Annotated in this window: 11 protein-coding genes; 7 read left to right on the plus strand and 4 right to left on the minus strand. The window is 68.5% G+C overall.

Annotated elements, in window-relative coordinates:
• Positions 1-175: 175 nt before the first annotated feature.
• From PI246_RS16330 to PI246_RS16360, 7 genes are all read left to right on the plus strand, one after another.
• Positions 176-466: a DUF3649 domain-containing protein gene (locus tag PI246_RS16330; protein WP_320552384.1), complete on the plus strand. Its 291-nt coding sequence runs from the start codon at positions 176-178 to the stop codon at positions 464-466.
• Complete coding sequence (locus tag PI246_RS16335; protein ID WP_320552385.1) at positions 463-2,016, plus strand: PepSY-associated TM helix domain-containing protein; 1,554 nt, start codon at positions 463-465, stop codon at positions 2,014-2,016. Before PI246_RS16330 ends, PI246_RS16335 begins: the two co-directional genes overlap by 4 nt.
• Positions 2,013-2,285, plus strand: coding sequence for a DUF3325 domain-containing protein (locus tag PI246_RS16340; protein ID WP_320552386.1), 273 nt, complete (start codon positions 2,013-2,015; stop codon positions 2,283-2,285). Before PI246_RS16335 ends, PI246_RS16340 begins: the two co-directional genes overlap by 4 nt.
• Positions 2,286-2,391: 106 nt before the next feature.
• The gene (locus PI246_RS16345; RefSeq protein WP_320552387.1) at positions 2,392-4,620 is read left to right on the plus strand and encodes a TonB-dependent receptor; all 2,229 of its coding nucleotides are present in this window, start codon (positions 2,392-2,394) and stop codon (positions 4,618-4,620) included.
• Positions 4,621-5,132: 512 nt separating this feature from the next.
• Positions 5,133-5,342 carry a hypothetical protein gene (locus PI246_RS16350; RefSeq protein ID WP_320552388.1) on the plus strand — a complete coding sequence of 70 codons (210 nt, stop codon included), beginning with the start codon at positions 5,133-5,135 and terminating at the stop codon, positions 5,340-5,342.
• Positions 5,343-5,514: 172 nt separating this feature from the next.
• Positions 5,515-6,738: an SGNH/GDSL hydrolase family protein gene (locus PI246_RS16355; protein WP_320552389.1), complete on the plus strand. Its 1,224-nt coding sequence runs from the start codon at positions 5,515-5,517 to the stop codon at positions 6,736-6,738.
• Between the two features lie 42 nt (positions 6,739-6,780).
• Positions 6,781-8,649, plus strand: a complete 1,869-nt coding sequence (locus PI246_RS16360; RefSeq protein WP_320552390.1) for a hypothetical protein — start codon at positions 6,781-6,783, stop codon at positions 8,647-8,649.
• 49 nt (positions 8,650-8,698) lie between these two features.
• Here the strand turns inward: PI246_RS16360 and PI246_RS16365 are convergent, their stop codons facing one another.
• Genes PI246_RS16365 through PI246_RS16380 form a run of 4 tightly spaced genes read right to left on the minus strand, consistent with a single transcriptional unit; the run spans position 8,699 to position 13,441 of the window.
• Positions 8,699-9,886 (minus strand): acyltransferase family protein, encoded by a 1,188-nt coding sequence (locus PI246_RS16365; RefSeq protein WP_320552391.1) that lies wholly within the window; start codon positions 9,884-9,886, stop codon positions 8,699-8,701.
• Positions 9,883-10,599 carry a 4'-phosphopantetheinyl transferase family protein gene (locus tag PI246_RS16370; protein WP_320552392.1) on the minus strand — a complete coding sequence of 239 codons (717 nt, stop codon included), beginning with the start codon at positions 10,597-10,599 and terminating at the stop codon, positions 9,883-9,885. Before PI246_RS16370 ends, PI246_RS16365 begins: the two co-directional genes overlap by 4 nt.
• Positions 10,599-11,990, minus strand: a complete 1,392-nt coding sequence (locus PI246_RS16375; RefSeq protein WP_320552393.1) for an MATE family efflux transporter — start codon at positions 11,988-11,990, stop codon at positions 10,599-10,601. The genes PI246_RS16370 and PI246_RS16375 overlap by 1 nt, the downstream gene beginning before the upstream one ends.
• A complete protein-coding gene (locus PI246_RS16380; protein WP_320552394.1) occupies positions 11,987-13,441 on the minus strand; it encodes a cytochrome P450 in 1,455 nt (484 codons plus the stop codon). Before PI246_RS16380 ends, PI246_RS16375 begins: the two co-directional genes overlap by 4 nt.
• Positions 13,442-13,448: the final 7 nt, after the last annotated feature.

A 13,448-nucleotide genomic window follows, 5' to 3' on the forward strand; every position in this document is an offset into this window, starting at 1 on the left:
TCGACCGTAACATAGGCTTGCCGCCGCCAGTGCCGCGACGAGCGCGCGTATTCGGACGACAATCGTCCGCATTCCGCCGAAAACGCGCCATGGTGTAGAATCCACGCGCTCGACCAGCCAGCCATCGCAAGCCACGTCGGCCACCTCCGTCCCCCACGAGGCTCCGCCGGTCGCCATGCGCTTTGCTTTTCCCGCTCCGTTATCGCTGCTCTCGCGCGTGTTCGTCGCACTCGTCGGGGGTTACGCCACCGCGGCCGCCTATGCCGCCGCGATGGCGCGCTGGCTGCCGATGGATCGCACCGACGCGGTCACCACCGGCATGATCGCCTCATTCGCCATCTATGCGGCCATCGCCGTCATGGCCTTCGCCGTGCGCAGCGCGGCGCGCGCCTGGATCTGGCTCGGCGTGTGCGGCCTGCCCCCGGCCCTGGCCCTTTATCTGTCGATGCGCGGCGGTGCCGCATGAAGGGCAGCCTGCGCCAGTCGATGGCCTTTCTTCATACCTGGGCCGGCCTGCTGTTCGGCTGGCTCTTGCTGCTGGTGTTCGTCACCGGCACCACGGCGTACTTCCAGGACGAGATCACCCGCTGGATGCAGCCGGAGATCACCGGCGAGCGCGACCTCACGGCCTCGGCGCAAGGCGCCGTCGACTACCTGCAACGCCATGCGCAGGGCGCCGAAGCCTGGTCCATCCAGTTGCCCGACGCGCGATCGGTGGCCGCCATGGGCTACTGGAAGGAAAAAGGCGAAACCTTCCTGCAGTGGCGCGACCACGCGTTCATGGTGAACGGCCGCGGCGAGGTCGTGGATGCCCGCGACACCACCGGCGGCTGGCTGCTGTACCGCCTGCATTTCGACCTGCACTACATCCCCGTGCAATGGGGGCGTTGGATCGTCGGCGTCGCCGCCATGTTCATGTTGGTGGCGATCGTCAGCGGCGTCATCACGCACAAGAAGATCTTCGCGGACTTTTTCACGCTGCGCCTGGGCAAGGGGCAACGCTCGTGGCTGGATGCGCACAACCTCGGCGCCGTGCTGGCCCTGCCGTTCCACCTGATGATCACCTACACCGGCCTGGTGACGTTGCAACGGGTGTACATGCCCTGGGGCATCACGGCCGCGTATGCGCAGACGTCCGATTACCAGCGCGCGCTCGCCGGCCCCGATGGACTCCCGACGCGGTCGGGCCGGGTCGCGCCGATGGCCCCCATCGCGGGCATGCTCGCGCAGGCCCGCCAACGCTGGCAGGGCGCCGATCCCGGCTTCGTCGCGGTCCTCCTGCCGGGCGACGCGAACGCGGTGGTCAGGATCACCCGTGGCACCGCCGTGTCCATGGCGACCCGCGGCGAAACGGTGAGCTTCGACGCCACGACCGGGCGCATGCGCAGCCCGCCTCCCACGCACGGTGCGGCGGCACTCACCGAAAGTGTCATGGTGGGCCTGCATGCCGGGCGCTATGCGCCGCTCGCCCTGCGCTGGCTCTATGTCGCCTGCGGTCTGCTCGGCTGTGCGATGGTCGCCACGGGTCTGGTGCTGTGGACCGCCAAGCGCCGGCTCCAGTTGCCCGATCCCAACCGGCCGCACGTCGGTTTCCGGCTGGTGGAACGGCTTAACGTGGCGACCATCGCCGGCCTGCCCTTCGGCATCGCCACGTATTTTCTCGCCAATCGCCTGCTGGCGACGGGGATACCGCACCGGGCCGCCTGGGAAGCAAACGCGCTCTTCATCGGCTGGGGCGTGCTCGCCCTTTATGCGCTGCTGCGCCCGGTGCGGCGGGCGTGGGTCGAAGCGATGGCGGCTGCGGCGCTGGCCTATCTCGCGGTGCCCGCCGTCAACGCGCTCACCACGTCGCGCGGCCTGTGGCCGAGCCTGCGCCAGGGCGATGGCGTGTTCGTCGCCTTCGATATGAGCATGCTGGCGGCCGCCGCCGGGTTTGCCTTCGCCGCCTGGCGCGCGTGGCGGCGTCCACCCGGACCCACGCCCCGGCCGCGGCAGACGCCGAAGGCTCTCGCATGATGCCGCTCTGCCTGTTGACCGCCATCGCCGGCTTCGCGGCTCTGTGCCTGGGCATGGGCCGGCATCAGCGCGACGTGCTCGGAACATCGTTGTCGGCCCGCGCGTCGCGCCGGCTAAAGGCGCTCGGGTGGACGGGCCTCACGGCATCGTTCGTGCTCGCCATCGTCCGCGACGGGCCCGCACTGGGCAGCGTCTATGCCTTGGGCGAACTCACGCTCAGTGCCCTCACCGTCGCCCTGGTCGCCAGCCGCCTGGCCTCACGCCGCTAGTTCCCAGCGACATCGCGCATCTAGGCACGGGCGCCCGCCGATGCCATAATTGCGAGTCGTTCTCATTTGCATACGTGTTCAGGGCTCCGGCCCCCAGGAAATCTCCATGCCCGTCCGTTCCGCTCGCCATCGCGCGCTTTCCACGTCGATCCGCTTCGCCCTGCTCACCACCGTCATCGCCGCCTCGACGGCCCATGCCGACGCCGTCGACGAGCAGAAAACCCTCCGGGACAACAGCACCACGCTCTCGGGCGTGCAGGTGGAGGCCAACGTCGTGGCGCCCACCGCCGCTTACGCCGGGGGCCAGGTCGCCCGGGGCGGACGCTTCGGGGTGCTGGGCAACCAGGACGCGATGAACGTGCCGTTCGCCCTCACCAGCTACACCGATACGCTGATCCGCAACCAACAGGCACGTTCGCTGGGCGACGTGGTCAGCAACGACCCGGCCGTGCGCACCGGCTTCGGCTTCGGCAACTTCTCCCAGGTCTTCACCGTCCGCGGCTTCCAGATCTACAGCGACGACATCGCGTTCGACGGTCTCTACGGCTTGCTGCCCCGCCAGCTCCTGGCGCCCGAACTGGTCAGCCGCGTCGAGGTGTTCAAGGGCGCCAGTGCCTTCCTCAACGGCATCAGCCCGGGCGGCTCGGGCATCGGCGGCAACATCAACATCGCGCCCAAGCGTGCGGATGACACGCCGTTGACGCGGGTCGGCCTCGACTGGGGCAGCGACAGCCAGATCGGTGAGAGCGCCGACATCGGCCGCCGCTTCGGTGCCAACGACGCTTTCGGCGTGCGCATCAATGCCGTGCACCGCGAGGGCGGCACGTCGATCGACGGCGAAAAGCGCCGCGTCACGGCGGCCTCGGTCGCTTTCGATTACCGTGGCGACGACCTGCGCGTCACCACCGACCTCGGTTACCAGAAGCAGGTGATCACCGGCGGCCGCGCGGTGGTCTATGCCAGCGGCCTCTCGTCGGTGCCGCGGGCCCCCTCGGCGAGCACCAACTACGCCCAGCCCTGGTCCAACTCGTCGCTGGAGGACACCTTCGGCGTCGTGCGCGCCGAGTACGACATCGCGCCCTGGCTCACCGCCTACATGGCGGCCGGTGCGCACCACGGCAACGAATTCGGCGACTACGTGAGCCCGACGCTGGTCGACGTGAGCGGCGCCGCCACCGAATCGCGCTTTACCGTGCCTTACATCGCCGATACCGCGACGGGCGACGCGGGTTTCAACGCCCGGTTCGATACCGGTGAGGTGACCCACCGGGTGAACGTCGGCTTCTCGGCGCTGAGCTTTCGCAAGAAGGCCGCGTACGCGGGCTCGTCGAGCTTTACCGATCCGCACGTGATCAACACCAACATCTACGATCCGTCCTACGTGTCGGTGCCGGGTTTCGTCTACGACGTGGGCCCGATCAGCGACCCCGGCATCACCGGCCGCACCCAGCTGCGCAGCCTGGCCGTGTCCGACACGCTGGGCTTCATGGACGAACGGCTCGAGGTCACCCTCGGCGCGCGGCGGCAGAAGCTGCACGTGCTTGGCTACGCCTATGCCACCAACGGCGTCGACGGTGCGAAGAACGCCGAATACGACCGCTATGCCACCAGCCCCGTCGTGGGTGTGAACTACCGTGTGGCCGAGCAGTGGTCGGTATACGCCAACCACATCGAAGCGCTGAGCCAGGGCGGCGAGGCGCCGGTGGTGTTCGGCACCCGCCCGGTGACCAACGCCGGCCAGGTGTTCGCGCCGTACAAGTCCCGGCAGAACGAGGTCGGCGTGAAGTGGGACGCGGGCACCTTCGGCAGCACGCTGGCACTGTTCCAGATCAAGCAGCCCAGCGCGTATGTCGATCCCGCCAGCAACACGTACGTGGTGGATGGCGAACAGCGTAACCGCGGCGTCGAGTGGAGCGTGTTCGGTCAGCCGACCGATGGCGTGCGCCTGCTCGGCGGCGTGAACTACATCCAGCCCGATCAGGTGAAGACGCAGGGCGGCGTCAACGACGGCAAGGACGCGATCGGCGTGCCGCGCTTCCAGGCCAATGCAGGCGTGGAATGGGACATCCCGCATACGCCGGACATCACCGTCAGTGCCCGCGCCGTGCACACGGGCAAGCAATACCTCGACGTCGCCAATCAGCTGAAAGTACCGGCCTGGACGACCTACGACGTCGGCGCACGCACGACGGCCCACCTCGAAGGCGTGCCGGTCACGTTCCGGCTCACCGTGCAGAACCTCACCAACAAGGGGTACTGGGCCTCGGCCAACGGTGGCTACCTGACCCAGGGCATGCCGCGCACGTATTACGTTTCGGCGTCGTTCGATCTCTGACGTCAGCGGAAACCTTTCCTTCCCTTCCGGGTCTGAGCGTGCAGACCGCAGGGAGGGAACGGCGTGCGCACAGCGAAGGGCCGCATCGACACCCGCCGGGTCATAGCCACGGCGATCGCGCTGGGTGGGCACCTTTGCCTCGTGGCATGGATGCTCCGACCCGCTATCCCCGTGTCCGAGAGATTCGCCGCGCCGTTATACGCCCCGGATGTACTCGACGTTCGGTTCGTCGAAAGGCACAGGATCATTCCCCTCGCGGCGGAACGCACGTCCCACCCGGCCGGACGGCGATCGTTACTGCGGATCATCACGAAACCTCCCGCGCCAAGGACGGCGTCCGTGCCCCCTTACCCACCGGCTTGCCGCGTAAGGATTCCCCACCCGCCCTACCTCCTGTGGCGGCGCCCCTCCCTTCGTTGGGCGACGGCGGTTTCGGCGCGCGCCTGCAAGGCGCACAGCAGCCGCGCCGCCCCGATGTTCCTGGATCGGACATCCCGCGAGCGCCTGGCATCGTGTTGACCGATCCGTCGTCCCAAGGCCTCGGCGCGGTGTTGCGCACCACGCAACGTCTGTTCGGTATCACGAACCACCACTGCATCGACGTCGAGGTGCTGCGTAGCCTCGCCCCTGAAGCGCTCGCCGAACGGCACCTGTCCCCGCGCGACGTGGCGCGCATGAACGATGCCTATCGCTGCGACAGGCCGCTGGGCGTGAGTTTTTAGTTGACAGCCCGAGCGCGTCGCGCCTAGCTTCATATTTGTCGTACAAATCCATCGACAAACCAGACAGGCCGACTGAGAGATCACGATGACTCACGAAGACGGCACGTCGTCGGTACCGCGAAGGCTGTTCCCCTTCCCTCACGCTGCGTCGCGGCGAAAGCAAGGTGCTGCTATGAAACGGATCGCACTGCTTCTTCTGGGCCTGTGGCCGTGCCACGCCGCCCTGGCCGACGACGCCTCCGGGCGCGTCGCCGTCTGGGCCCCGTCGGTGACCGCCGGCGGGCCGGCCTTGCGCGCGCAGACGCTGCGCATGGTGGTGCATCCCTCGGCGGACGGCGCCGCGCCGCGCGTGCGGTTGTCCAACCTCCGCGGCACCGCCCCGCTCCACGTGGGGCACGCGACGCTCGGCGAACAATCGTCGCAGGCGGCTGTCGCGCCCGGCTCCCTGCATCCGCTGACGGTGCACGGCAAGACCGGCTTCACCCTGCCGCCCGGTGGCGAGGTATGGACCGATCCGGTGCGGATGACCGTCACCACGCAACGCAACCTGCTGGTGAGCCTCTACCTGCCCGACGCGGTGGACAGTTCGACCTTCCACCACGATGCGTTCGACACGACATACGCCAGCGCGTCGGACGCCGGCGATCACGCGGGCGACCTCGACGCGGCCGCGTTCACCGCCCAAAGCACCTCGTGGTACCAGCTGTCGGCGTTGACGGTTGTCGCGCCCGGCCACGACACGGTGGTGGCCTTCGGCGATTCGATCACCGACGGGTACGACACGCCGATCGGCGCCAACGCGCGCTGGCCGGATGCGCTGGCCCGGCGCCTTGCCGCCGCAGGCATCCCGCTCGCGGTGATCGACGCGGGCATCGGCGGCAACCGCGTGCTGACCGACGCCCCCAACCCCACACAAGGGCTCAGCGCCCTGCACCGTTTCGATCACGACGTGCTCTCGCTGCCCCGGGTGCGCACGGTCATCCTCTTCGAAGGCATCAACGACATCGGCAACGACGCCGGGCCCGGCGGGCGCCCGCTTACGGCGGACGATCTCATCGAGGGATACCGCCATTTGATCGCCCGCGCGCACGCGGCGCACCTGCGCATCCTCGGCGCCACCCTGTTGCCGTACAAGGGCGCCGGTTATTTCAGCGACAAGGGAGAAGGCATCCGCCAAGCGGTCAACCGGTGGATCCGCGACGCGGGCGCGTTCGACGGCGTGCTGGACATCGACCAGGCGTTGCGCGACCCGGCCGATCCGCAGCGGCTGCGCACGGCGTACGACGCCGGCGATCATCTCCATCCGAATGCCCAAGGCATGAAGGCCATCGCCGAGGTCGTCGAGCTCGACGCGCTGACGCGGCAAAAGCCCGCAGCCACGCGTCCGGGCGGATAAGCGCCTATACTGAGGGGTCAGGCATCAAGGTACCGCCCCACTATGTTGAGAAGCGATCAGGTCCTCGTCACCGTCGGCACGGCATGCAGCATGTCGGCCGTCGGTTCTACCGAAACCTACCAGGCCAGGGTGGCCGGATCGGACGAATGGCTGCCGCTCGCGGCGTTCGACGCCGGGCTGGTCGAACTCGATCCAAACGCCGCGCACGCGGGCGACGGCATGCGCTGGGCCGACGGCGACCACGCCGGTCAGCCGGTGTCGCTCGACGAACTCGAACGCCTGCACGGCGATGCCCTGCGCGAAAACAGCGGCATTCGTCATGTGCCCGGCGTGCGCGAACGCGCGCCGCGCGTCGTGACCGACATCGCCGCGCCCCTGCCGCACGACCTGGAAACCGTCGGCCTGCGCCGCCTCGCCGGCCTGCGTTTCGAAGACATCCGCGCGTCGCGGCTGAAAGAAATGCACGGCCTGTTCCAGAACGACCCCCTGCTGAGCCCGTCGCTGCAATCGCAACTTTTCGCGTATGGCGCGCTCGGCGCGCTGGCTGGCCTGCCGCGTCCGCTGCCGGAGATCGTCAGCGATCCGTTCGCGTTCCGCGTGGCCTCGGCCACGGCGTTCGGCGGCCTCGACGGCCTGGGCCAGTGGTTGCGTCCGGACGCGCCGCTGCCCGAAGGCGGTTTCCCCAAGGACACCTTCGCCGTGCGCCTCGCGCACTCGCTGGGTTCGCATGGCCCCGCGCTCGTTTCCACCATGCTCTCGCCCGCGTATGGCATCAGTCGCGTGCTGAAGAACCCCGAACTGCGCGAGTCCCTGCGCTCGGAAAACGTCGGCTTCATGCGCGTGCCGCAGACGCCGTTGACCGCGGTGGGCGCGTGCGCGTCCAGCCTCGTGGCGCTGGCCGACGTCGCGCCGCAGTTGCTGTTCGATTACCCCGGTTTCCAGAAGCCGAAGATGGTGCTGTGGACCGCGGCGGATGCCGCGCTGCAACCCGCCTACGGCATCCTCGAGGCGTTCGGCGGCGGCGCCCTCATGACCGGCGACAAGCTCGCCGCGAAGAACGCCGCGCATGCCGACGGCGTCGTGCGCAGCGTGCACGACTCGCTGGCGCCCTTCGACATCGACGCCGACGGCACCGTCGTGGGCCACGGCGGCTCGGGCCTGCTGGTCACCACGCTCGACTTCGCCCTGCGCCACCACCTGGACATCACCTCGATCATCGTCGGCTGGGGCCAGAGCGCGGAGGCCGGCGGCAAGGCGCATTTCGCCGGTGTCGGTTTCGGCGGCGAAAACGCCCTGGTGCAGGCGCTCGACATGGCCTACGAAGGGCACGGCTACGGCGTGCACGATTTCCACTACCTCGCCGCGCACGCCACCGGCACCCGCACCAACTCCAAGACCGACCTGGGCACGGCGCTGGCCGGCCTGCGCGGTGCCGCCCAGCGCCAGGGCCTGGAGGGCGACCTGCCGAAGCTCTTCGTCGGCACCCCCAAGGCGGTCGGCGACGGCCACACCATGGGCGAAACGGGCCTGAAGGCCGTGGCGCAGGCGCTGCAGTTCGTGCTGGGCCGCAAGGCGCCGGGCGTGCCGACGTTGCGTCGGCTCGACCCCGATCTCGCCGACGTCGCCGGCCACTTCACCCTCCAGGCCGAGCCGTCCGAAGGGATGGCCGACGGCGGTGCGATCTGCGCCACGCAGGGCTTCGGCGGTTACAACGGCGCGGTGGCGCTGCGCTCGGCCACTGCCGATGCCTTCGCGCGCTACGCCTGCGACGCTGACGTGCTGAAAGACTACCTCGCCGCGTGGCCGACGATCCGTGCCGAACGCGAAGTCCGGGAGCGCGTCGCCCGCCGCAGCCCCAAGCTCGCCCTGGCGATGGCCGAACGCCACGCCTGGAAAGGCCTGGACGCGTGATCCGGCGGGGCCAGGTGCACCGCGTGCGGTGCACCTGGCCCACCCCGGGTCACCCGGGGTCCTGCCGCGCGAGCACGTCCTCCCCAGCCGGCACGGCGCGTTGCGCGGTACCGCGCGTCCGCCGCGCATAACGCCGTCGTAGCAAGCGGTTGAGCGGGTCGCCATAGAAACGTGCCACCGCCCACGCAGCAAGCGCCGACAACGCCAGGAACAAGATAAGCACGGGAAGCTTCAGCGTCGTGGTCATCGCCGCCTTCGGCAGCGCCTGCTGGATCGCTCCTAGCACGATGATGTGGAACAGATAGAGCTCGTAGCTGTGTGAGCCGAGCCACGCCAGCGGTGCCATGGCCCGTCGTGCCCAGCGACGCGCGGGCAGATGATGAACCGCCACGAGAAACACCGCCGCCGCGAGGCCGATCTGCGTGGCGCCCCATGCCTCGTGACCGCCGATGCCGCGCATGTACACCCAGCCCATCGCGATCAACCCCAACAGAGCGATGCCTTGCCGCACCTTGGGCGACAGTCGCGCCCGCTCCGCCACCACGGCGGCCGCGCAGCCGTAGATGAGCATGTCGAGGCAGGCCAGGTTGCCGTACATGAAAAACAGCTCGTCGTCGCGATGGATCGCCCGATAGACCGGCGCCGCGACCACGCCGGCCAACGCCAGCGCGATGAGCATCCCACGCCTGCGCACGAACACCAGCAGCAGCGGATACACCAGGTAGAACACCTCTTCCACCGAAAGCGACCAATAGACGTTCATCGCGTAGTTGAAATAGCCCACCCGCTGCATGAGCAGGTTGTGCCAGAACGTCAGCACGGACAGGTTGCCGAGGACGAAGAAGCCGTCGCCGAAATCGGTATGCGGGTTCGCGTTGACGAAGCGTGTCCAGCCGGCCAGCCCAAGCGAGGTGATGATCGCCAGGGCCAGCACCACCGACGGGTAAAGCCGGAACAAGCGCAGCTTGTAGAAATGGCCGATGTCGGTGTCGCGGGGATCGCCATAGCGCCTCATCGTGTTCAGCGTGATCAGGAACCCCGAGATCACGAAAAACACAGACACGCCATAGTTGCCGTTGAAGAAGATCGTCTTCAGCGTATCCACCGACACCCACCGGTTGAGCGGGCTGTCGTGTAGCCGGTAGGCCAGCGCATAGTGAAGCAGCATCACGACCAGGATGCACAGGCCGCGCAACACGTCGACGTAGGGATTGCGCCTGGACGCCCCGGTCGTCATGCGGGACGCCACAGGCAACTGGTGATGACCGTGGACGGCGCGATCGTCGTGAAGCCCAGCGTGAAGCGCAAGCCGGCCGGCAAGGACACTGCCAACGGCTCGGCCACCTCCGCTGTCAGCTGCCCTTCGCCGACCAACGCCGCCACGACCTTCAGCGCGCTGAAGTCGAAGATGCGTCCCACGGTGGCCGCGGTGGCCTTGTAGAAGCTTTCCTTGGCCGAGAACGCGATGGTCAGGGCCGTCGCCTCACCCAGCATCCTCGCCAGCCCGTCCAGCGCCCGCCGCTCATTGGCGTCGACCACCGATTGGGCGATCGCCTCCAGCGCGCTGTCCGTCGCCACGTGTTCCAGGTCGATGCCGATGCCCCAACCTGGGCGCGAAGGCATCGCCACCGCGGCCGCGAGTCCCGTGGCGTGCGTGATGCTGCCGGTGAACGCCGGAGGCCAGACGGGCGCCCGGTCGGGGCCGATCATGAGGTCGCCGACCTCGCTGCCGGCGTCGCGCAACGCGGCGGCCGCCACTCGGCGCCCCGCCAGGTATTCCGCACGGCGCTTCGCGACGCTGCGACGTACCGAGGGCGGACAGGCGATGCCGTGCCGGACGAACGCGTGGTCGTCGCCACTGCTGGGATCGAACGCCATGAGGAAGGCATCCGGCGGATGGCCCGGATGCCCCGCCAGCGGCATCCGCCGCACGTCGCCCTCGCCGGACATCAGGCCACGGCCCGGGCCAGCACGATCTCGTTCTGCCGATGCCGCACGGCCCGCGCGATGCGCCAGAAGTACAGCACGCCGATGGCCGCCTCGAAGCTGGAGCCGATGACCCACGCTGTCGGGAGGTAGTCCGGCTCGCCCACGTGCGCCTGGTTCATCACGTAGATGGTGGGGATGCTGAGCAGCCACATCAGGGCGAAACGCACACCGAAGACAAAGCGCGTGATCCCGAAACTTTCCAGCACGGCCTGCCCCGTCATCGAAAAAGTGAATGCCAGCGAATACGTCCACAGCACCCGTGCCGTGGCGACCGACGCATGGTGGATCTCCGGCGGCTTGCCTGCAAGACCGAACGGTCCCAGCAACACGTCCGGCATCGCGATCTGCACGAACGCGGTCACCACGACGTAGGCCAGTTCGATCGCCAGCGACACGCCGATAATGCGCGGCACCTGGTCGAAGTCGCCACGGCCCAGCGCGTTGCCGCACAGCACGCTGCAACCGATGCCCAGGCCCAGCAACGGAATCACGCCCAGGTAGCTCACCGTGAGGTTGACGTTGTTCGCCGCCAGCGCCGTGGCGCCCAGCCCGGCCATGACCCAGATGAAGATCGCATTGCCGAAGTTGGCCACGCCCGCGGTCACGCCCAACGCGAAGCCCTTGCGCAGGCGCGGCGCCAGTTCGGACACACGGATCCCGGTGTGGAACACGAGGCGGCGAAAGCTCGCCCAGACCGTGGCGGGCACGTAGGCGAGGTAGCAGGCCGTGATCGCCAGCGTACCGGCCAGCGTGCCCAGCGCGGAACCGCGCATGCCCAGTTCGGGCAGCCCGAAGCGGCCGAACACCAGACCGATGGTCATGAACACGCCCACCGCCTGCCCGACCAGCCCGGCGATGAGGGTGATGCGCGTGCGCCCGATGCCGTTGAAGTACGACGACAGCGCCATGTTGAAGGTCATGCCGGCGCCGAAGAACGCCGACCCGAACAGGAACTGCGATTCCAGCCGGGTCAACGCGGGCGGACGGCTGCTCAACGAGGGGATCATCGCCAGCAGCGGTGCGGTCAGCATCAGCACCGCGGCAAGGACGAGCCCCACCGCGATGCCCAGCGCCGCCTGGTGAGCCGCTTCGTCGTGCCCGGAACGGCCGAACGCCTGGGCGACGCACGAACGCGAGAAGCCGACCACCGCCACGAAGAAGCCGACGATCGCCATCGCCGTGTAGACCGCGGGACCGGAGGCCGCCAGCGTGTCGCTCGAATACCGGGCCAGGCAGATGCGGTCCACGAGCATCAGCACGAGGTTGCCGATCATCGAGCCCATCAGCGGCAACGACACGTCGAGGATGCGCCGGGCCAGGACGAGGTTCGAGGTCGCATCGGCACGGCTCACCGGGAGGCCTCCCGGTTCAGCGCGCGCGGTGCCAGGCGCACGGGGACGGCACTCGGTGCCATGAAGAAATTCAGCAGTTCCGTGGGTTCGGGCGCGCCAGGCTCCAGCGTGAGGTCGAAGTTGCGCACGATCATGGCGACCACCATCTTGATCTCGGTCAGCGCGAGGAATCGCCCGGGGCAAAGCCGCGAGCCGCCGCCGAACGGAAATACCCGGCGCGCGGGGTCCTCCTCGCGTTTGGGGCGGTGCTCGGCGATCCAGCGCTCCGGCCGGAAAGCGGCCGCCTCGGGGAACAGGGTGTCGTCGAAGCCCTCGCCCGCCGTGGCGACGATCACCGCCGTATTCTTCGGGATGAACGTGTCGGCGACGACGCAATCGGCGTTGCTGGTCAGTCCGATGTAAGGCGCCACGGTGCGTAACCGCTGTGTTTCGCTGTGCGCGGCGTCGAGGTAGGTGAACAGCTTCAGTTGCTCCCACTCCCGTGGCAGCGTGGCGTCACCCAGCACGGCATCGACCTCGGCACGCAAGGCGGCGGCCGCTTCGGGATGCCGGGCCAGCAGATAGACCATCCAGCCGATCGAGTTGGCGGTGGTGTCCTCGCCGCCGACCACGCTGAGGATGGCGTTGCTGACCAGTTCCTCATCGGTGAAGCCGGAGTCGGGATCCTCCGCCGCGACGATCATGGCTTCGAGCATCGTGGACGGCTTGCGTTCGCGGTCCATCCGTTCGCGGGTGTCGCGGATGAACGCCACCACTTTCGTCTCGATCTCCGCCGACGCCCGTTCCGCCGCGCGATCCGCCGGCAGCTTCACGTGCCGCCAATAGGGGAACGCGGCGGTGGTGCGCTGCCCGAGCCGGTCGAAAAGGCGGTCGATGTCCTTCTGCAACGGGTCGCCGTCGTGGTTGACCGCATCGATCCGGTGCCCCATGGCGAGCCCGACGATGATGTCCAGGGCCATCGCCTTGAGATCGCGCTTGAGGTCGATCGGCTGGCCTTGCGCCAAACGGGTCGTCCAGCGGTCGTGCAAGCCTTGCGTCATGGCCGCCATGGTCGGGAAGAAGTGCCGGATCACCTCCACGTTGAGCCCGCTCATCACCAGCTTGCGCTGCTTGCGCCAGGCCTCGCCCTCGGCGATGAACACCCCGCCGATGTTCAGCTCGCTCATCACCTGCTTGAGGCCGCCGGCGCGACGGAATCCCTCCGGGCGGTCGCGCAGCAGTGCGTGCACCGTGGCCGCGTCCGAGACGATGACCACGGGATGGCCCAGCACGTCGAGCCGGAACATCGGCCCGTATTCGCGCACCCACCCGGTGAACTTCTGGTGCATCTGGCGTCCGGCCAGCTGTAGCGCGTTGCCGACGAAAGGGTGGCCCTTCGGGCTGGGCAGGTCGGCGATGGTGCGTGCGTACCGCAGCGCGGACGGCGCGTCGACGGCGAGGGTGTCGTTCATGGTGTCC

This window comes from Luteibacter sahnii (genome assembly GCF_034063545.1).
Classification (GTDB): domain Bacteria; phylum Pseudomonadota; class Gammaproteobacteria; order Xanthomonadales; family Rhodanobacteraceae; genus Luteibacter; species Luteibacter sahnii.

What these genes read in the sequence shown, in the direction of transcription:
- PI246_RS16345 (WP_320552387.1), top strand. Translation starts at nt 2,392, where the DNA reads ATGCCCGTCCGTTCCGCTCGCCATCGCGCGCTTTCCACGTCGATCCGC.
- PI246_RS16380 (WP_320552394.1), bottom strand. Translation starts at nt 13,441, where the DNA reads ATGAACGACACCCTCGCCGTCGACGCGCCGTCCGCGCTGCGGTACGCA.
- PI246_RS16370 (WP_320552392.1), bottom strand. Translation starts at nt 10,599, where the DNA reads ATGTCCGGCGAGGGCGACGTGCGGCGGATGCCGCTGGCGGGGCATCCG.
- PI246_RS16340 (WP_320552386.1), top strand. Translation starts at nt 2,013, where the DNA reads ATGATGCCGCTCTGCCTGTTGACCGCCATCGCCGGCTTCGCGGCTCTG.
- PI246_RS16355 (WP_320552389.1), top strand. Translation starts at nt 5,515, where the DNA reads ATGAAACGGATCGCACTGCTTCTTCTGGGCCTGTGGCCGTGCCACGCC.
- PI246_RS16360 (WP_320552390.1), top strand. Translation starts at nt 6,781, where the DNA reads ATGTTGAGAAGCGATCAGGTCCTCGTCACCGTCGGCACGGCATGCAGC.
- PI246_RS16365 (WP_320552391.1), bottom strand. Translation starts at nt 9,886, where the DNA reads ATGACGACCGGGGCGTCCAGGCGCAATCCCTACGTCGACGTGTTGCGC.
- PI246_RS16330 (WP_320552384.1), top strand. Translation starts at nt 176, where the DNA reads ATGCGCTTTGCTTTTCCCGCTCCGTTATCGCTGCTCTCGCGCGTGTTC.
- PI246_RS16335 (WP_320552385.1), top strand. Translation starts at nt 463, where the DNA reads ATGAAGGGCAGCCTGCGCCAGTCGATGGCCTTTCTTCATACCTGGGCC.